The sequence below is a fragment of the Sphingomonas sp. BK069 genome, assembly GCF_014193405.1.
Taxonomy (GTDB): domain Bacteria; phylum Pseudomonadota; class Alphaproteobacteria; order Sphingomonadales; family Sphingomonadaceae; genus Sphingomonas.
In genome coordinates this window covers 318,711-337,140 of the sequence record NZ_JACHZH010000001.1, presented here as the reverse complement: position 1 = coordinate 337,140, position 18,430 = coordinate 318,711, and the positions used below count along the sequence as shown (strand labels likewise).

The 18,430-nt window shown below is 70.4% G+C and carries 19 protein-coding genes, 1 tRNA gene and 1 riboswitch; of the genes, 7 read left to right on the top strand and 13 right to left on the bottom strand.

Annotation, left to right across the window (positions count from 1 at the left end):
- Nucleotides 1-233: 233 nt before the first annotated feature.
- Entirely contained in the window at nt 234-1,115 is an 882-nt protein-coding gene (gene dapA / locus FHY02_RS01660; protein ID WP_183919877.1) for a 4-hydroxy-tetrahydrodipicolinate synthase, read from the bottom strand.
- A 236-nt stretch (nt 1,116-1,351) separates the two neighbouring features.
- On the opposite strand from dapA, the gene FHY02_RS01655 reads away from it, so the two are divergent.
- On the top strand, nt 1,352-3,196 hold the full coding sequence (locus tag FHY02_RS01655) for a lytic transglycosylase domain-containing protein (protein WP_183921375.1): 1,845 nt from the start codon (nt 1,352-1,354) through the stop codon (nt 3,194-3,196).
- A 46-nt stretch (nt 3,197-3,242) separates the two neighbouring features.
- Here the strand turns inward: FHY02_RS01655 and FHY02_RS01650 are convergent, their stop codons facing one another.
- The 5 genes from FHY02_RS01650 to ettA form a co-directional block, all read right to left on the bottom strand.
- Nucleotides 3,243-4,868 (bottom strand): M28 family peptidase, encoded by a 1,626-nt coding sequence (locus tag FHY02_RS01650; protein ID WP_183921374.1) that lies wholly within the window; start codon nt 4,866-4,868, stop codon nt 3,243-3,245.
- 19 nt (nt 4,869-4,887) lie between these two features.
- Complete coding sequence (locus tag FHY02_RS01645; protein ID WP_183919875.1) at nt 4,888-5,667, bottom strand: NYN domain-containing protein; 780 nt, start codon at nt 5,665-5,667, stop codon at nt 4,888-4,890.
- A gap of 165 nt (nt 5,668-5,832) precedes the next feature.
- On the bottom strand, nt 5,833-6,066 hold the full coding sequence (locus FHY02_RS01640; protein WP_183919873.1) for a hypothetical protein: 234 nt from the start codon (nt 6,064-6,066) through the stop codon (nt 5,833-5,835).
- Between the two features lie 50 nt (nt 6,067-6,116).
- Entirely contained in the window at nt 6,117-6,599 is a 483-nt protein-coding gene (gene greB / locus FHY02_RS01635) for a transcription elongation factor GreB (protein WP_183919871.1), read from the bottom strand.
- Between the two features lie 106 nt (nt 6,600-6,705).
- Nucleotides 6,706-8,385 (bottom strand): energy-dependent translational throttle protein EttA, encoded by a 1,680-nt coding sequence (ettA, locus tag FHY02_RS01630; protein WP_183919869.1) that lies wholly within the window; start codon nt 8,383-8,385, stop codon nt 6,706-6,708.
- Between the two features lie 106 nt (nt 8,386-8,491).
- On the opposite strand from ettA, the gene FHY02_RS01625 reads away from it, so the two are divergent.
- The 4 genes from FHY02_RS01625 to FHY02_RS01610 all read left to right on the top strand — a co-directional run bounded on the left by FHY02_RS01625 (nt 8,492) and on the right by FHY02_RS01610 (nt 10,809).
- A complete protein-coding gene (locus FHY02_RS01625) occupies nt 8,492-9,916 on the top strand; it encodes a M20/M25/M40 family metallo-hydrolase (protein WP_183919867.1) in 1,425 nt (474 codons plus the stop codon).
- A 153-nt stretch (nt 9,917-10,069) separates the two neighbouring features.
- Nucleotides 10,070-10,333 (top strand): hypothetical protein, encoded by a 264-nt coding sequence (locus FHY02_RS01620; protein ID WP_183919865.1) that lies wholly within the window; start codon nt 10,070-10,072, stop codon nt 10,331-10,333.
- A 23-nt stretch (nt 10,334-10,356) separates the two neighbouring features.
- Nucleotides 10,357-10,620 (top strand): hypothetical protein, encoded by a 264-nt coding sequence (locus tag FHY02_RS01615; RefSeq protein WP_183919863.1) that lies wholly within the window; start codon nt 10,357-10,359, stop codon nt 10,618-10,620.
- Between the two features lie 112 nt (nt 10,621-10,732).
- Nucleotides 10,733-10,809: transfer RNA gene (locus FHY02_RS01610), tRNA-Pro, on the top strand.
- A gap of 187 nt (nt 10,810-10,996) precedes the next feature.
- Here the strand turns inward: FHY02_RS01610 and FHY02_RS01605 are convergent.
- Genes FHY02_RS01605 through FHY02_RS01595 form a run of 3 tightly spaced genes read right to left on the bottom strand, consistent with a single transcriptional unit; the run spans nt 10,997 to nt 12,329 of the window.
- Nucleotides 10,997-11,320, bottom strand: coding sequence for a hypothetical protein (locus FHY02_RS01605; protein ID WP_311731720.1), 324 nt, complete (start codon nt 11,318-11,320; stop codon nt 10,997-10,999).
- Nucleotides 11,321-11,349: 29 nt separating this feature from the next.
- The gene (locus tag FHY02_RS01600; protein WP_183919861.1) at nt 11,350-11,556 is read right to left on the bottom strand and encodes a helix-hairpin-helix domain-containing protein; all 207 of its coding nucleotides are present in this window, start codon (nt 11,554-11,556) and stop codon (nt 11,350-11,352) included.
- Between the two features lie 56 nt (nt 11,557-11,612).
- Nucleotides 11,613-12,329 (bottom strand): Crp/Fnr family transcriptional regulator, encoded by a 717-nt coding sequence (locus FHY02_RS01595; protein WP_183919859.1) that lies wholly within the window; start codon nt 12,327-12,329, stop codon nt 11,613-11,615.
- A gap of 182 nt (nt 12,330-12,511) precedes the next feature.
- Here FHY02_RS01595 and FHY02_RS01590 point away from each other — a divergent pair, with 182 nt between their 5' ends.
- Nucleotides 12,512-13,174 (top strand): SOS response-associated peptidase, encoded by a 663-nt coding sequence (locus FHY02_RS01590; RefSeq protein WP_260172552.1) that lies wholly within the window; start codon nt 12,512-12,514, stop codon nt 13,172-13,174.
- Nucleotides 13,175-13,205: 31 nt separating this feature from the next.
- Here FHY02_RS01590 and FHY02_RS01585 read toward each other — a convergent pair whose 3' ends face one another.
- From FHY02_RS01585 to FHY02_RS01575, 3 genes are all read right to left on the bottom strand, one after another.
- Complete coding sequence (locus FHY02_RS01585) at nt 13,206-14,585, bottom strand: L-serine ammonia-lyase (RefSeq protein WP_183921370.1); 1,380 nt, start codon at nt 14,583-14,585, stop codon at nt 13,206-13,208.
- 121 nt (nt 14,586-14,706) lie between these two features.
- Nucleotides 14,707-14,793: riboswitch (glycine riboswitch) on the bottom strand.
- Between the two features lie 65 nt (nt 14,794-14,858).
- A complete protein-coding gene (locus FHY02_RS01580) occupies nt 14,859-15,875 on the bottom strand; it encodes an LLM class flavin-dependent oxidoreductase (RefSeq protein WP_183919857.1) in 1,017 nt (338 codons plus the stop codon).
- A 90-nt stretch (nt 15,876-15,965) separates the two neighbouring features.
- Nucleotides 15,966-16,568 carry a biliverdin-producing heme oxygenase gene (locus FHY02_RS01575; protein ID WP_183919855.1) on the bottom strand — a complete coding sequence of 201 codons (603 nt, stop codon included), beginning with the start codon at nt 16,566-16,568 and terminating at the stop codon, nt 15,966-15,968.
- An 84-nt stretch (nt 16,569-16,652) separates the two neighbouring features.
- On the opposite strand from FHY02_RS01575, the gene FHY02_RS01570 reads away from it, so the two are divergent.
- Nucleotides 16,653-17,906, top strand: a complete 1,254-nt coding sequence (locus tag FHY02_RS01570; protein WP_183919852.1) for an NAD(P)/FAD-dependent oxidoreductase — start codon at nt 16,653-16,655, stop codon at nt 17,904-17,906.
- 166 nt (nt 17,907-18,072) lie between these two features.
- Here the strand turns inward: FHY02_RS01570 and FHY02_RS01565 are convergent, their stop codons facing one another.
- Entirely contained in the window at nt 18,073-18,423 is a 351-nt protein-coding gene (locus FHY02_RS01565; protein ID WP_183919850.1) for a tetratricopeptide repeat protein, read from the bottom strand.
- Nucleotides 18,424-18,430: the final 7 nt, after the last annotated feature.

Sequence of the window (18,430 nt, the reverse complement as noted above, 5' to 3'; positions counted from 1 at the left end):
CGTCATCCCCGCGCAGGCGGGGATCCATAAACGCTAACGTGGCGGCCCGATCGAGGACCTGCGTGTCTGGATCCCCGCCTCCGCGGGGATGACGAAAGAAGGGCGTGGGAATGACCGACCGGGGAAGGCCGTCGCGCGCTTCGTGCTCGAGCAGGCCGGCACGAGTGAGTGACCGATACAATTAGACCAATGTGAGAGGACGCACTTCCTCGTGCGTCGAACCCACCGGCACATCACAATCCCGCGTGCGCCATCGCCGCGTCGACCGCCTGCCGGCTCGCCTCGCCCGGCCACGTCATCGGCAGCCGCAGCCCGGCGGGGAAGTCTGGCCGTACCCGAGTCATCGCGTACTTCACCGGTCCCGGCGACGCGTCGCTGAACAGAGCGACGTGGAGCGGGAACAGCCGGTCGTGCAGCACCAGCGCCTCCGCCGCGTCACCGGCCGCGCAGGCGCGCTGGAAGTCGGCGCTGAGCCGCGGCGCGACATTGGCGGTGACGGAAATGCACCCCGTCCCGCCCATCGCGTTGTAGCCGAGCGCAAGATCGTCGTTGCCCGAGAGCTGGCAGAAGTCCGCTCCCAGCGCCGCACGGTGCTGCGACACGCGCTGGAGCACGCCCGAGGCGTCCTTTACCGCGACGAAGGCCTGCGGGAAGGCGGTGACGATCCGCACCAGCGTGTCGGGCAGGATGTCGGTGACGGTGCGCGCGGGCACGTTGTACAGCACGATCGGCAGCGGCGCCTCCTGCGCCAGTGCCTCGAAATGGCGGAAGATCCCCTCCTGCGACGGCCGGTTGTAGTAAGGCGGGACCATCAGCGCCGCGTCGGCGCCGGCCTCCTTGGCGGCGCGCAGGTTGGCGGCGGCGACGCGGGTGTCGTTCGAGCCAGCGCCCGCGATCACCGGGACGCGCCCGCGCGCCTGGTCGACGCAGACGCGCACGATCGCGAACTGCTCCTGCTGAGTCAGCGTCGCCGCCTCGCCGGTGGTGCCGCAGGGGACGAGCGCGGACGAGCCCTCGGCGACCTGCCACTCGATCAGCTCGCGATAGGCGCGCTCGTCGAAGCCACCGGCCGGGTCGAACGGGGTCACCAGGGCGGGAATGGAACCGGAGAACATGAGGTGAATTTGCTCCTGCGACCGATTGGGGGGCGCCGTTCAGCGCAGATACGGCTAGGGTCGCTAGTCTGTCCACCGGTCGCGTCGTACAGAGAGTGAAGGCAGGTTCGTTGATCTTCGTCGTAGCAGCAGCAGGCGTCGCGGTTCTCGCGGCAAGTCAATATGGTAGCGTGTCGGTGCCGCAAGGTGCCCCGGCCCCCGCCGCGATCTCCAGCCCGGCCGCGCCGCTGCCCGGCATGGCGCAGCCGCTGGCGCAGTGGAAGGTGCTCCAGCAGACCGACGCGCTGCCGTTCGACAGCTATGTCAGCTTCCTCACCGCGCACCCCGGCTGGCCCGGCGAGGCGGCGATGCGCCGCACGGTGGAGCGCAAGGCGTCCGACCCGAACGTCGCGCCCGCCAGCGTCGCGGCCTATTGCCGTCGGTGGGCGCCGCTGACCGCCGCGGGATGGGTCGCGTGCGCGCGCGCGTACATGGCGACGGGCGCCAGCGCGCAGGCGCAGGAGGCGGCGCGCACCGCCTGGCGGCTCGGCTCGCTCTCGGCGCAGGACGAGGCGGCGGTGCTGGGCCAGTTCGGCTCGGCGCTCACCCCGGCCGACCACGATCGCCGCTTCGACGCGCTGCTATGGCAGGGCAACACTTCGGCGGCGGCGCGCGTGCTGCCCTACACCAGCGCGTCGGCGCGGCCGCTGTTCACGGCGCGGCTCGCCTTCCGCAGCGACTCGCCCGAGGCCTCGTCGTTGGCGGCGAGCGGCGACTCGATCGGAGCGCGCGACCCGGGCTATATCGCCGACAAGGCGACGTGGCTGCGCAACGCGGGCGCCTCGCCCAGCGCGCGTTCCTGGCTGGCACGAAGCCGCAGCGGCATGGCGCTGCCGGGCAATGTCGAGAAATTCTACGAGGTGCTGCTGGTCAACGCGCGCGCGGCGGCGGCGGATGGCCAGTGGCAGACCGCCTATGACATTGCGCGCCAGGTCGACGACGCCTATCCGCCCGGCACCGACGTCTCGACCAAGGGCTATGGCGAGCGCGACGATTACACGTCGCTGGCGTGGCTCGCCGGCCAGGCCGCGACCAGGCTCAACCGCCCGGCCGACGCGCGCGCCATGTTCGAGCGCTACGGTCGCGCCAGCCAGGCGCCGCAGACGCGGGCGAAAGGCTTCTACTGGGCGGCGCGTGCCGCCGAGAAGGCGCAGCAGCCCGACACCGCGGCGCTGTTCGAGCGCGCCGCCGGCTACCGCGACCAATATTACGGCCAGCTCGCGATCGAGCATCTCGGGCGCCGCCTCACCGCCCCGCCCGCGCCGCCGACGCCCGCGATCGACCCCGCCGCGCGCCAGGCCTTCTACGCGCGCGAAATCGTCCGCGCCGCGCAGTTCCTCGGGCAGACCGGCCAGTATCAGGACCAGACCGCGTTCGTGAAGCAGATCGCGGTCGTGGCGAAGGGCGACACCGACCATTATCTCGCCGACGAGCTGTCGCGCCAGCTGCGCCGCCCCGACCTGGGCGTGCTGGTCGGGCGGAGCGCGATGCAGAACGGGCTGACCGAATATAGCGCCAACGGCTTCCCCACCGTCGCCGTACCAAGCGGCTACGAGGACCAGTGGACGATGATCCACGCGGTGGCGCGGCAGGAGAGCCAGTTCGACCGCACCGCGCGCAGCCCCGTGGGCGCCTCCGGGCTGATGCAGCTGATGCCTGCCACGGCGCGCGAGCAGGCGGGCAAGCTGGGCCTGTCCTACGACGCCGGGCGGCTGGTCGACGACACGGGCTACAACATCCAGCTCGGATCGAGCTACTTCCAGCGCATCTTCGGGCTGTACGGCAGCTATCCGCTGGCGATCGCGGCCTATAACGCCGGGCCGGGCAACGTGAATAAATGGCTCCGCGCCAACGGCGACCCGCGCACCGGGGCGGTCGACATGGTCGACTGGGTCGAGGCCATCCCTTACTCCGAGACGCGCAACTACGTGCAGCGCGTGCTCGAGAACGCCGTGGTGTACGACCTGATGAACCCGCCGCGGGCGCGCAGCCGCGGGCCAAACAACCTGAGCTGGTACCTCGGGCGCAGCCGCGGCGGCTGATCTCGCGGCCGGACCCGCGGACGGCGGGGCCGATCGCGCGAGACGATCACTTCCGCTCGGCGGCGCTCCGATCGCGCGTGGCGGCGAACTCGCTGCCCGCGCTCCAACTCGGCCAGACGCCGGGGGTTGCCAGCCGGGTGCCGACGTCGCGGAACAGGTCGACGTCCATCGCCGCGCCGCGCAGGTCCCAGCCCGCGTCCCAGCTGTCGCAGGTCTTGTGGTAGCAGGCCATGTACGCGTCGAGCCACGTCTGCCCGGCGGTGCGGCCGCCCTGCGCCAGGTCCGACGCGCCGCCGAGCGCCATCAGCAGCAGCGCGGGCACGCCGCGCCGCACCGTCGAGAAATGGTCGGCGCGGTAGAACAGGCCGCGCTCGCTGAACGTCTCCGGCGTGATCGTGCGTCCCTGCGCGCGCGCCGCCACGGCGAGCAGCGGGTCGAGCGTCGACTGGCCGGGGCCGACCAACACCACGTCCTTGGCCGGACCCGCGGTCTGGAGGATGTCGAGCGTCAGGTTCGCCGCGGTGGTGGCGAGCGGCATCGTCGGGTGGGTCGCGTAATATTCGGACCCGAGCAGCCCGCGCTCCTCGCCGGTCCACAAGGCGAAGACGAGCGAGCGCTCGGGGGCCGGCCCCGCCTTGAACAGCCGCGCCAGCTCGACCACGCCCGCGGTGCCGAGCGCGTCGTCATTGGCGCCCGGGCGGAGCGTGCGCCCGCTCGAGTCGGGCGGCCCCTCGCCATAGGCATCCCAGTGCGCCGCGAACATCACCGACTCGTTCGGGCGGGTGCGACCCGGGATCTTGGCGAGCACGTTGGCGCTGGTGATCCGCTCCACCTTCACCGCCGCGGCGGCGGAGAAGCTCTTGCCCATCGCCACCGGGCGGAACGACGCCGAGCGCGCCTTCACCCGCAACGCCGCGAGGTCGAGCCCGGCGGCGACGAAGAGGCGCTCGGCGGCGTCGTGCTCGATCCAGCCCTGGAGCGGCACGCGCGGGTCGTCCGCGCCGCGGACGATGTCGTAATTCTCGCCGTTGGAGGCGTTGACGGTCGACCAGGGATAGCCCGCGCCCGCGGTGTCATGGATGATCAGCGCGGCGGCAGCGCCCTGCCGCGCTGCCTCCTCGAACTTGTAGGTCCAGCGGCCGTAATAGGTCATCCGGCGGTCGCCGAAGCGGCCCTTGGCGTCGTCGCCCGGCTGCGCCTCGAAGTCGGGATCGTTGACGAGGAAGACCAAGGTCTTGCCGCGCAGGTCCATGCCCTTGAAGTCGTCCCACTGCGCCTCGGGCGCGCGCACGCCATAGCCGACGAAGACCAACGGCGAGTCGGTGATCGCGATCGTCCCCGCGGGCCGCACGCTGGTCACCGCGATCTCCTTGCCCTGTGCCAGCGCCGCGTCGCCGACGCGCATCACGGCGTCGGGCGCGACGCGCGTATGGATCAGCGGCACCTGCTGGAGGTACTGGCCGTCCGGCCCCGCGGGCGCGAGCCCCAGCGCCTTGAACCGCGCCACCAGCCAGTCGAGCGTCCTCTTCTCCCCCGGCGTTCCCGGCGCGCGACCGCCGAAGTCGGGCGCGGCGAGCGTGCGGACGTCGTCCGAGAGCCGCTTCGGCTCGGCGTGCGACGCGCCCTGCGCGAGAGCGGGCGCCGCGATCAGCGCGAGCGCGGCGAGAGGCATGAGGCGTCGGGTCAAAAAGTCAGTCCTTCCAGCGTACGTAGACGTGGTTCTCGCGCCGATCGACGTCGATCGAGGGGATCGCATCGACCAGGTCGGAGAGCCGCTTGTAACCGTAGTTGCGCACGTCGAAGCTCGAGCGGTTGGCGGCCCGCTGGCCAAGGGCGGACAGGCCGACGAACCCGTCCCTGTCGGGCTTGAGCGAGTCGTACGCGTCGTGAAGCAGGTGGAGCAGCTCGGGATCGTCGACCGTTCCCGTGGCGCGCGCGGGCGCGGCGCTGGCAGTGCCGATCGCGGGCGGCACCGACTGGTCGAACGGCACCTCGACGCGACGCGCGCGCTTGGGCTTGGTCGTCTCGAGCAGCGCGTTGACGTCGATGAAGCGCGTGCAGGCGTTGCGAAAGCCCTCCGGCGTATTGCTGTTGCCGAAGCCGTAGACGTCGAGCCCGTCCTGCCGGATCCGCGTCGCGAGCGGCATGAAGTCGCTGTCGGACGACATGATCCCGAAGGCGTCGACGCGACCGCGGTGGAGCAGGTCCATCGCGTCGATCGTCATCTTCATGTCGGTCGCGTTCTTGCCGCGGGTGAGGTCGAACTGCTGCTGCGGCTCGATGCCGTGCTTGACGGTCATGTCGCGCCAGCCCTTGAGCGCCTCCTTCACCCAATTGCCGTAAACGCGGCGGACGTTCACGCTGCCGAATTCGGCCAGCGCGGTCAGCACTGGGTCGAGCGCGTGCCAGGAGGCATTGTCGGCGTCGATCAGCAACGCGATGTTGCGGGTGGGAAGTTCGTCGGCGGGCATGCCGCTGCATCGGCGGTGGAACGACGCAGGTCAATGTTTATGAGGACATCCCGATTGGTCGGCCAGAATCGCGCATCGACTGTGCCCAGCCACGTCGTTCGCGACGCCTATTCGGGAGCGGGAACGGTCGGGGCCGTCGTCGACGCCGTCCGCCCCCTCATTCCCCTACCCCCTGTCGCTGCGATAGGCCACGCCCGCGTCGATATCGTCCTGCTTGGTCGGTCGCACGCTGCCGTCGGGATCGTCGACCTGGCCGAGATCGGCCGCGCTGCCGACCTCGCGTGCCAGCGCATCACCGCCGCTGCTCGGCACCGCCTCACCGCCGGGGATCATGCCCTCGATCACATCCTTGTCGTCATGGTCGCGCGCGCTCTCGGTGCGCGGGTTCTCGTTCGCCATCGTCTCTCTCCTAATTGAAAGATCAACGGCTTAGCCGGCCTCACCGTTCCTCAAGCGAGTGGATAGGAAACTGCCGCGACCTCATAGTCGCGCTCGCCGGCGGGCAGGTGGACGCGGCGCAGGTCGCCTACCGCGGCGCCGCGCAGCGCGCGGGCGAGCGGCGCGTTCCAGCCGACCCGCCCCGCCCCGGCGTCGGCCTCGTCATCGCCGACGAGCGTGAGCACACGCTCTCTGTCGTCCTCGTCGACGAGGGTGACGGTGGCACCGAACCACACGCGCGTGCGGTCGGGCTGCTGGGCCGGATCAACCACCTTGGCGGCCTTCATCCGCTTCGACAGCCAGCCGAGCCGCCGGTCGATCTCGCGCAGCCGCTTGCGGCCGTAGATGTAATCGCCGTTCTCGGAGCGGTCGCCGTTGCCCGCGGCCCAGGCGATCGTCTCGACCAGCGCGGGGCGCTCGTCGGCGAAGAGCTGGTCGTACTCGGCGCGCAGCGCGGCATAGCCCGCGGGGGTGATGTAATTGGGTCGGTCCATTCGCGCAGCTACGCCAGCCGGGGCCGCGAGGGGAAGCGGTTAGCGTGGCGAAGGCGTACCGGCGCCGGGATGGGCACGATGACTCGTACCCGCCCCGACGCTCCCGTCAGCGCGTCAGCTTCTTGTACGCAAGCCGCGTCGGGCGGTCGGCGGCGTCGCCCATTCGGCGGCGCTTGTCCTCCTCGTAGCTCTCGTAATTGCCCTCGAACCACTCGACGTGGCTGTCGCCCTCGAACGCGAGGATGTGCGTGCAGAGACGATCGAGGAAGAAGCGATCGTGGCTGATCACCACCGCGCAGCCAGCGAAGGTCTCCAGCGCCTCTTCCAGCGCGCGCAGCGTCTCGACATCGAGGTCGTTGGTCGGCTCGTCGAGCAGCAGGACGTTGCCGCCCTCCTTGAGCATCTTGGCCATGTGGACTCGGTTGCGCTCACCGCCCGAGAGCTGGCCGACCTTCTTCTGCTGGTCGGGACCGCGGAAGTTGAACGCGCCGACATAGGCGCGCGTGCCCAGCTCCTGCTTGCCGAAGCGGAACACCTCGAGCTCGTCCGAGATCTCCTGCCACACGTTCTTGTTGGGATCGAGGTCGTCGCGGCTCTGGTCGACATAGCCGAGCTTGACGGTCGAGCCGACCTCGATCGTGCCCGCGTCGGGCTGCTCCTGGCCGGTGATCAGCTTGAACAGCGTCGACTTGCCGGCGCCGTTCGGCCCGATCACACCGACGATCCCGCCCGGCGGGAGCATGAAGTCGAGGTTCTCGAACAGCAATTTGTCGCCGTACGACTTGGTCAGCCCCTTGGCCTCGATCACCTTGCCGCCGAGCCGCTCGGGCAGCTGGATCAGGATCTGCGCCTTGCCGGCGACACGATTCTCCTGCTTCGCCATCAGCTCGTCGAAGGCGCGGATGCGTGCCTTGCTCTTGGTCTGGCGCGCCTTGGGGGTCTGGCGCATCCACGCCAGCTCGTCGGCGATCGCCTTCTGCTTGCCCGCCTCCTCGCGCTCCTCCTGCTCGAGACGCTTGGCCTTCTTCTCGAGATAGCCCGAGTAGTTGCTCTCATAGGTGTAGTAGCGGCCGCGATCGAGCTCGAGCACCCAGTTGACGACATTGTCGAGAAAGTAGCGGTCGTGGGTGACGAGGATGACGTTGCCGGCATATTCCTTGAGGAAGTTCTCGAGCCACGACACGCTCTCCGCGTCGAGGTGGTTGGTCGGCTCGTCGAGCAGCAGGATGTCGGGCTTCTCCAGCAGCAGCCGGCAGAGCGCGACGCGACGGCGCTCGCCGCCCGACAGCTTGGTGACGTCGGCGTCGCCCGGCGGGCAGCGCAGCGCCTCCATCGCGACCTCGAGCTGGTTGTCGAGCGTCCAGCCGTCGACCGCGTCGATCTTGCCCTGGAGCTCGCCCATTTCTTCCATCAGCGCGTCGAAGTCGGTGTCGTCCTTGGGATCGCCCATCTCGGCGGAGATCGCGTTGAAGCGATCGACCAGGTCCGCGATCGGGCGCACGCCGTCCTTGACGTTGCCGATCACGTCCTTGGTGGGATCGAGCTGCGGCTCCTGCGCGAGATAGCCCACGCGCACGCCCTCGGCGGCCCATGCCTCGCCGGTGAAGTCCGGGTCCATTCCCGCCATGATCTTCATCAGCGTCGACTTGCCGGCGCCGTTGGGGCCGATGATCGCGATCTTCGCCGAGGGGATGAACTGCAGGTGGATGTTGTTGAGCACGGGCTTGTTCGCGCCCGGGAAGGTCTTGGTCAGACCCTTCATGACATAGGTGTACTGGACGGCCATCTGGCGCGCTGCTCCATGGGCTGGGTACGACGGAAATGCGGTGGCGCGCATGTAAGCGCGCCGGCGTGCGTTGGCAAATTGGCAACGCTTGATTACGCCGCTGCGGATGAACCGCTCCCCGCTCCGGATCGCCGCGCTCGCCACCAGCGCCCTCGCCACCCTGGTCGCGCTCGCCGCGCCCGCCGCCGCGCAGCACGCGGTACCGCGCGCGCCCGCCGCGGTGGCGCCCGAGGTGGCAGCGCTGCGCGACGCCGCGCTGAAGGACGAGCTCGCCTATGAGCTGGTCGAGGGGCTGACGACCGAGATCGGCCAGCGCCTCGCCGCCACCGACGCCGAGGCGCGCGCGCGCGACTGGGCGGTGAAGAAGCTGACCGCGCTGGGTTTCAGCAACGTCCGCGCCGAGCCCTTCACCATGCCGCTGTGGCTGCGCGGCGAGGAAGAGGCCGAGATCGTCACGCCGTTCCCGCAGAAGCTGAAGCTGGTCGCGCTCGGCCACTCCGCCGCGACCCCGCCCAAGGGGATCACCGCCGAGCTGGTCGTGTTCTCGACCTATGGTGACCTTGTGGCCGCGCCGGCGGGCTTGCTCACGGGTAAGATCGCCTATGTCGGCAACAGCATGCAGCCGACGCAGGACGGCTCGGGCTACGGCGCCAACGGCGTCACGCGCTTCAACGGCCCCGGCGTCGCGGCGAGCAAGGGCGCGGCGGCGATCGTGATCCGCTCGATCGGCACCGACACCCACCGCTTGCCGCATACCGGCACGACCGACTTTCCCGACGGCGTGAAGCCGATCCCCGCCGCCGCGCTGTCGGTGCCCGACGCCACGCTGATCGAGCGCATGGCCAAGCGCGGCCAGCCGATCCGGATGCACCTGCTGCTCACCCCGCGCTCGCCCGGCCCGAGCCAGTCGGGCAACGTCATCGCCGAGGTGCCCGGCACCGACCCCAATGCGGGCGTGGTGCTGGTCGGCGGCCATCTCGACAGCTGGGACCTCGCCACCGGCGCGATCGACGACGCCAGTGGCGTGGCGATCACCGCCGCCGCGGCCAAGCGGATCCTCGACAGCGGCCATCGCCCGCGGCGCACGATCCGAGTCGTCTGGTTCGGCGCGGAGGAAGTCGGCGGCCTCGGCGGCGCGGCTTATGCCGAGCGCCATGGCAAGGAGCGCCACGCGATCGCGGCGGAGAGCGACTTCGGCGCCGACCGCGTGTGGCGCTTCGAGACCTCGTTGCCGGAGAGCGCCGCGGCGGTCGGCGACCGGCTCGCCAGCGCGCTCTCGCCGCTCGGCATCGTGCGTGGCGCGGGCAAGGCGGGCGACGGCACCGACATCGCCGCGACGATCGCCACGGGCGTCGCCGGAGTCGACCTCAACCAATCGGGCCTGCGCTATTTCGACACGCACCACACGCCCGACGACACGCTCGAGCGGGTCGATCCCGAGCAGCTGCGGCAGAATGTCGCGGCCTGGACGACGATGCTCGCCGTCGTCGCCGACGCGCCGGAGGAGATCGGGCCGGTGCCGCGGCCGTGAGCGCGAGGAGCTGCGGCAGGCGTCACCGTTCGTCGCAACCTTTCGGAGAGATGAATTTTGCTTATTGACCCCCCGCGGCGGTAGGGTATGGCGAGCGTTCGCGACGGCGTTGGGGTCGGCCGCGAATGGTTTATGATGCTTGGGAGCATTCAGATGAAGAAGATCCTGCTCGTCGCCGCCGCCGCGTCGCTGATGTCGGTCGCCGCCTGCTCGAAGTCGCCGGAGGCCGCCGCGGTCGAGAACAACGCCGACATGATGGCGGACAACATGGACGCGCTCGCGAGCAACGTCGCCGACATGTCGAACACCACCGCGAACCCGTTCGCCGAGGACAATGCCGAGGCGGTTGCCGAGAACATCCACTCGGCCGCTGACAATGTCCGCGACTCCGGCGAGGACGCCGCGCACAACATGTGATCGACCGGGTCGGGTTCGGGAGGATGAGGCGCTCGCTGCTTCCGCTGCTCGCCGCTGTCGCGCCGCTCGGCGTCACCGCGTGCGACCGCAACCCCGAACCCGCCTCGATCGGGAACAACACCGAGATGATGGCCGACGCGCTCGAGCGTCGCGCCGACAATCTCGAGGCGATGGCCGAGGCCGCCGCCAACGACAGTGCCGCGGCGATGCTCGCCGGTGCTGAGACGAACTTCGGCGACGATGCGGGCAACACCGGCAACGTCGCGGCCGAACCGGCGACGCGCTGAGCGCTGGAGCCGGTGAAGCGTCGGGATCGGCTAGGGGCACCCGCGGGTGCCCCTTCGCTTGTCCGCCCGAGCTTGCGTCGCCGCGCCGCGGCGACTAGGCCGGCAACCGCGTCGGGGAGTGGCGCAGTCTGGTAGCGCGCCTGCTTTGGGAGCAGGATGTCGCAGGTTCGAATCCTGTCTCCCCGACCACAGCCTTATCTCACCGCATCCCTCTCACCGCCGTTCGGCCGATCCGGCAGCGTACCCCCGTCCACCTTGCTGGCACAGCTATGGTGTGAGGACGTGAACCGCGCACGCCGAGCGACGACGACGACCTGTGCCACCCCGTGTGACGTCGTGCCGCGCCGCGCCAGAGGGAGAGTCAGCCGCGCGCATATCACGCCAATACACTCTCGTACCAGCTCGCATAGGGCGTGTTTCGCGCCATGCGTCTGGTGTAATTGGGGGCACCATCGTCCCACCAGAGCGGTCCGCGCTCGCCCAGCGCCACCTTCGCTGCCTGGACGCCTGCGCGTGCCGATCGCAGCGCCTCGCCGTGGCCGGCGCGCAGCGCGACGGCGACCGCGCGGCGTGCCGTCATCAACTCACCCACCAGGCGCTCCCGCTCCTGCTCGGAGAGGCGCGGATCGGAGCGCCGCCACAGCCGCCCTCGCACCACGAGGTAACGATTGTCCGGCGTGACCAGCGTCGAAGTGGGCACGCCGGGACCGCTGGATGTAGGCCCGCGCGTCAGCCGTTACCGACCGTCAACGACGCGCGGCTATCGTCGCACTTGCCGCTCAGCCCGGGAACCTCGTCGAGCTGGCGAAGGTCAGTGAAGCGGCCTCGTTCCTCGCGATAGCGGACGATCTCGAAGCCGTGCCCCCGCAGACCTGGGACCGCGTCCAACTGGTCTGCCGTCGCGGTGTTCACGTCGAGCGTATCTTGCCTGGTCATCAGCCTTCAACGCGGCAGCGCGTTCTTCGATGCGCGCTGCCGCTCGGCCGCAGCGGCTACGCGCGCCGGCGCAGGTGAAGGTAGGTCGGATCATAGCCGCACATCGCGCGCAGCCGCTCGATGTCGTGCACGCGGATCATCTTCCTGGTCACGGAAATGAGGCCCTCGGTACGCATCCGCTGGATGACCCGGTTGGTGTGCACCGTGGTGAGCGCCATGGTGTCGCCGAGCTGCTCCTGCGTGAGCGGGACCTCGAGCGCGTCGCCCGCGTCGAGGCACACTTGCCGCATCCGGTCCCACAACTCGCAGAACAGATGGGCCACGCGGTCGAAGGCGTCGCGTTGGCCGAGGTTGACCAGCCAATGTCGCAGTACCGCCTCGTCCACCAGGGTCGACCACCACAGAGCGCGCGCGATCTTGGGGCAGCAGTCGGTCAGGCGGATGATCGCCTCGCGCGAGATGAAGGCGAGGGTCGCGTCGGTCAACAGCCCGATGCTGTGGTCCATCACGTCTAGGATAAAAACGTGCGGGTCGCACAGATCACCGGGCACGAGGTAGGCGACGATCTGTCGTGACCCGTTCTCGAGCACCTTGTAGCGACACGCCCAGCCGCGCAGCAGCAGGATCACCTGCTCGGGACGATCGCCCTCGCGGATCACGTCGCTGTGGGCGTGGCCGGTCACCGGGGCGCCGAACAGCGCGTCGAGCGCCGCCACGTCGCCGTCGGCCAGATCGGTGAAGCTGCTCAGCTTCGCCGCGAGCGGATTGAACATGGCGTCTCCCGTCACCTGACGGGATACACCTGGATCAAGGTCGCGCCACAACATGCATCACGGTGTGCGGGCGTGACGCGCGCGCTGCGCCACTCATCGCTTAATCTCGTGCGCCGGCGATGGTGTCCGAAGGCGGCTCAGAGGCGCGAACGTCGAGCTGCCGGGTGGCGAGCGCCCGCGATATGTTGCTGAGATCGTTGCGATCGGGCAGCCTGCCGGCGATGTGCAACCGCTACCGTATGACCGAGGCGCAGATCGCACTGGCAACGCGCTACGGCGTCGCGGTGCCCTTCCCGCCCGACCTCGAAGTGCCGCCGCCCGAGCTCTTCCCTGACCGCCCCGCCTATGTCGTGCGCGAAACCGACGCCGGCCGCGCGCTCGACGCGATGGCCTGGGGCTTCCCGCACCAGGTGCCGGGCAAGCGCATCGACAAGGCAACCGGCAGGCCCGTGCTGCTCACCAAGAAGATCACCAACGTCCGCAACTACACCTCGCCCTTCTGGCGCTCGGCGCTGGCCAACCCGCGGCGGCGCTGCCTGGTGCCCTTCACCGCCTTCAGCGAGTATGGCCAGCACCGCGCAGCGGACGGCAAGCTCCCGCTCCACTGGTTCGACGTGCCGAGCCGCGCGATCGTCAGCTTCGCCGGCGTGTGGCGCCCGACGGAGCAGGGCGCGGTGTTCGCCTTCCTGACGTGCGCACCCAACCCGCTGGTCGCACCGATCCATCCCAAGGCGATGCCGGTGCTGCTCCACGAGGAGGACGAGGAACGCTGGCTCAGCTGTCCGTTCGAGGACGCGGTCGCGCTGGCGCAGCCGTACCCGTCGCAGCTGATGGCGGTGAACTGATCGCGGAGGTCAGCGCGGACTCCGCCCCTTGTCAGCACTCGACCACATTCACGGCCAGACCGCCGAGGCTGGTCTCCTTATACTGGCTGCGCATGTCCTCGCCGGTCTGTCGCATCGTTTCGATCACCGCGTCGAGGCTGACGACGTGACTGCCGTCGCCGCGCAGCGCGAGATAGGCGGCGTTGATCGCCTTGACCGCACCCATCGTGTTGCGCTCGATGCACGGGATCTGGACCAGCCCGGCGATCGGGTCGCAGGTGAGCCCGAGATTGTGCTCCATGCCGATCTCGGCGGCATTCTCCACCTGCCGGTCGGTGCCGCCCAGCACCGCGGCGAGCGCGCCTGCCGCCATCGAGCAGGCGACGCCGACCTCGCCCTGGCACCCCATCTCGGCGGCCGAGATCGAGGCGCGCTTCTTATACAGCATGCCGATCGCCGCGGCGGTGTAGAGGAAGTGACGCGCGCCGGCCCGCGTCGCACCCGGCACGAGTTCTTCGTAGTAGCGCAGCACCGCGGGCAGCACGCCCGCCGCGCCGTTGGTCGGCGCGGTGACGACACGGCCGCCCGCGGCATTCTCCTCGTTCACCGCGATCGCCCACAGGCTGACCCACTCGAACACCGCGGCGGGGCGATCCTCCGGGCCGCACCGCGACAGGGACTCGTGCAGCGCCCGCGCGCGGCGGCGCACCCGCAGCCCGCCCGGCAGCGTGCCTTCCTGCGCGATGCCGCGGTCGATACAGGCGCTCATCGCGTCGCGCACTGAGTCGAGGAAGGCGTCGCTCTCCGCGGGCGAGCGCCATGCCTCCTCGTTGGCGCGGACGAGCGCGCCGATGCTGAGCCGGGTCTCCTCGCAGCGCACCAGCAGCTCGGCGCTCGACGAGAAAGGATGCGCCACCGCGATATTGTGCGCGAGCGGCGGCGCGCCGAGCCGCAGGATCGCGCCCCCGCCGATCGAGAAATAGGTCTCCTCCAGCGTCGCGCCATCGTCATAGGTCGCGGTGAAGCACATGCCGTTGGGGTGCTGCGGCAGGAACGTGCGCGGGTGGAAGACGAGGTCGTCCTCCGCGTCGAACGCGATCGTCCGCGCACCGCCGAGCGAGAGCCGCTTGGTCTCCCGGACCGCGGCGACGATCGCGGGCGCGGTGTCGGGGTCGAGCCGCTCGGGCAACCAGCCCGCCAGCCCGAGCAGCGTCGCCGTGTCGGTGGCGTGGCCGCGCCCGGTCAGCGCGAGCGAGCCGTACAGCGCGCAGCTGACATGACGCGGCGCGCGCTCGCCCGCGATGGCGCGCTCGGCGAAGTCGTGCGCGGCGCGCATCGGCCCGACCGTGTGCGAGCTCGATGGGCCAACGCCGATCGTGAACAGCTCGGCCACGCTGATCGGGCGTGTCGCGCCGCGATCGAGCGGCAGCATCTGGGACTCGGTCGGCACGCGCTCTCCCCGACCGCTCGCCGCGGCCCATGCCCCTCTGTCCCTTGTGCCTGAGATCGCTATCCCGTCGGCGGACGCGTCGCCGCGCCTCTCTCCAGATGTTGGCGCCGGCGGGTCCTTTTACCTGAGAGTTTCCGGGGCGGTTGCTCCTTCGGTGCCGGATCTGCCCGGTCTCTCCCACGTCGACGCGCACGCTATCCCGCACCCTGCCGTAACGGTCAAGCCACCGCGGCACGCGCGTCTCGTCGGAGTGGGTCAGCGCCAGCCGAGCGCCGGCGCGACATGAGTCATGATCGCCTCGAGCACGTGCGCGTTATAGTCCACGCCGAGCTGGTTGGGCACGGTGAGCAGCAGCGTGTCCGCCTCGGCGATCGCCTCGTCGGCGCGCAGCTGCTCGACGAGGCGGTCCGGCTCGGCGGCGTAGGAGCGGCCGAACACCGCGCGCATGGCGTCGATCACGCCGACCTGATCGTCGCCGCCGGCCTGGCCGAAATAGGCGCGGTCCCAATCGTCGACGAGCGCGAAGATCGAGCGCGACACCGAGACGCGCGGCGCCCAGTCGTGTCCCGCCTCGGCCCAGGCCGCGCGATAGGCGCGAATCTGGCGCGCCTGCTGGACATGGAACGGCTCGCCGCTCTCGTCCTTCTTCAGCGTCGAACTCTGCAGGTTCATCCCCTGCCGCGCCGCCCAGACCGCGGTCGAGTCCGACGCCGAGCCCCACCAGATGCGTCGCCGCAGCCCCGCCGGGTGCGGCTCGAGCCGCAGCAGCCCCGGCGGGTTGGGGAACATCGGCCGCGGGTTGGGCTGGGCGAACCCCTCGCCCTTCAGCAGCTCGAGATAGACCTCGGCGTGACGGCGCCCCATGTCGGCGTCACTCTCGCCCTCGCCCGGCGCATAACCGAAGTAGCGCCACCCCTCGATCACCTGCTCGGGCGAGCCGCGGCTGATGCCGAGCTGGAGCCGCCCGCCCGCGATCAGGTCGGCCGCACCCGAATCCTCCGCCATGTAGAATGGGTTCTCGTAGCGCATGTCGATCACGCCGGTGCCGATCTCGATCCGCTTGGTGCGGGCCCCCACGGCAGCGAGCAGCGGGAACGGCGAGGCGAGCTGCCGTGCGAAATGGTGGACGCGATAGTAAGCGCCGTCGACGCCGAGCTGCTCGGCCGCCTCAGCCAGTTCGATCGACTGCAACAGCACGTCGCTGGCCGAGCGCGTCGCCGACTGCGCCGTCGGCGACCAATGGCCGAACGACAGGAAACCGATCTTCTTCATGTGCTACTCCCGCGCCGTCGGCGCCTCGCTACCGGGAGGAGGTGGCGGCGCGGGCGGACGCTGGCAAGCGCGGCGAAACGAAACGGTGCGTTACGGCGCGGCGCGTCGCACCAGCGCGGCGACCGCGTCGAACGCCTCGCGCGCGCCCTCTTCCGCGCGCTCCTCCTCCCCGGCCGACAGGGCGACCGCGTCCACCGCCGCGGTGAAGCTGCGCCAGTGGCGCGCGCGGCCGTCGGCATGGCCGGCGAGGTGGCGCGCGCCGAAGGTTGGCCCGAGGCCCAGCGTCATCGCCGCCTTGAGCAGGATCGCCGCGCCCAGGCTCGACCCCTCGGCGACATAGAGCCAGCCGATCGCGGTGCCGCGGTCCGGCGCGACTTCGGCGGCAAAGCGCGGCGGCGGCGGCGGCGCGAGCGGGACGTGGAGGTCGGCGGCATCCTGCTCCACCGCCGAGAGGCGCGCGCGGGCGGCCAGGTCGGGGATTAGCGCGGCGAGGCTCGGTGCGGCGTAGAGCGGCGCGATCAGCGCGTGGAAGTCGCGGTGGATCGCGAGCAGGCGCGCGTACCGCGAGCGATCGCCGAAAGGGTCGAGCGCCATGATCGTATCATCGAGTCGACGGTGCGCCACGTCGGTGGCGGAGCGGAGGCGCTGCGTGCGCGTCGGGAACGGCTCAGGCGATGCGGGCGATGTCGTCACCCACCGCGGCTAGCACCCGCGTGGTGACGAACGCAACGCGCGCTTGCCACCCGCGCGCTGCATCCCGCATGCGGGACGCCGGCCATGGACGAGGAGGCAGGCGTGGGCGACGGCGAACGGAACGACAGGCAGCGCTATGACGTGGTGATCGTCGGCGCCGGCCACGGCGGCGCGGCGGCCGCCGCGGCGCTGCGCCAGCGCGGCTTCGATGGCACCATCTTGCTGATCGGCGCCGAGCCCGAGCTCCCTTACGAGCGCCCGCCGCTCTCGAAGGAGTATCTGGCCGGTGAGCGCGCGTTCGAACGCATGCTCATCCGTCCTGCCACCTTCTGGCACGAGCGCGACATCACGCTGCTGCTGGGACGGGCGGTGGTCGCGGTCGACGCCTCGGCGCGGCATGTGACCCTCGGGGACGGTCGTGTGATCGACTACCATCGATTGATCTGGGCGGCGGGGGGCAGCGCGCGACGGCTCGCCTGCGAGGGCCACGACCTGGCGGGTGTCCACACCGTCCGCTGCCGCGCCGACGTCGATCGCATGATCGCCGAACTGTCGCGCGTGGAACGAGTCGCGGTGGTCGGCGGCGGCTATGTCGGGCTGGAAGCGGCGGCAGTACTGACCGCGCTGGGCCGCCAGGTCACCGTGATCGAGGCGCGCGAGCGCCTGCTCGCCCGCGTCGCCGGCGCCGCGCTCGCTGACGTCTACGCGGCCGAGCATCGCGCGCACGGAGTCGACGTGCGACTCGGCGCGGAGGTGGAGTCGGTCGTCGCGAGCGACGGTGCGTCAGCGGGCGTGCGCCTCGGCGACGGCGAACGGATCCCGGCGGAGATGGTGATCGTCGGCATCGGCCTGATCCCCGCCGTGGCACCGCTGCTCGCCGCCGGCGCCGAGGGCGGTGACGGCGTGATCGTCGACCCGCTCTGCCGTACCAGCCTCCCCGACGTCTACGCGATCGGCGATGCCGCCGCGCACCGCAACGCCTACGCTGGCGGTGCCCTGGTGCGGCTCGAGTCGGTCCAGAACGCGACCGACCAGGCCGGCACCGTGGCCAAACACCTGACCGGAACCGACGAGCCGTACGCGGCGGTGCCGTGGTTCTGGTCGAACCAATATGACCTGCGGCTTCAGACGGTCGGACTCTCCGCCGGGCACGACGAGGCGATCGTTCGTGGCGCACCGGCGAACCGCCGCTTCAGCGTGATCTATCGCCGCGCCGGCCGGGTGATCGCGCTGGATTGCGTCAATGCGGTGCGCGATTTCGCCCGCGGGAAAGCCCTGGTCAGCGCGGGCGCCCGCATCGATCCAGCGGTATTGGCAGATACCGCGATCCCACTGTGACCGCCTTCGGTACGATCAACCGACCACGATAGGCGAGCGCGCGCTTGCGCCCCTGCTCCGCTGATAGATGCCGTTGTCGTCGCAGAACGCTCGACACACCCGCCGTGACTGTTGCGCACCGGTAACTACTGTAATTTTGCCGCCACGGGCACACGTGAGCAGCGGGTCAGCGCGAGGCGATCGTCGACCCCAGACGTGACAGGCCGCGCTGTGCGAGCGCGTGCGAGGATTGCACGCTGCCATCCGCCAGGTCCATCGCGACAGGCTCCTGATCCAGCACCTGGCCATAGAGCGAGCGCGCCTGCGTGACCCGTCCGGTCCGCGCGTACACGGCGGCGAGATTGAGCATCAGCTCGGGGCGGGTCGGGAAGATCGCGCGCTCCGCGTCGATCGTCTGCTCCGCCTCAGCGAGGCTGCCGGCCGAGATCGCTTGGTAGCCGACCCGGTCCTTGGCGGCCGCGGGTCCGGCCACGAGCGCGACGAGCGTGGCGACGGCGACCCATCCCGAGGTGCGCATGATCCTA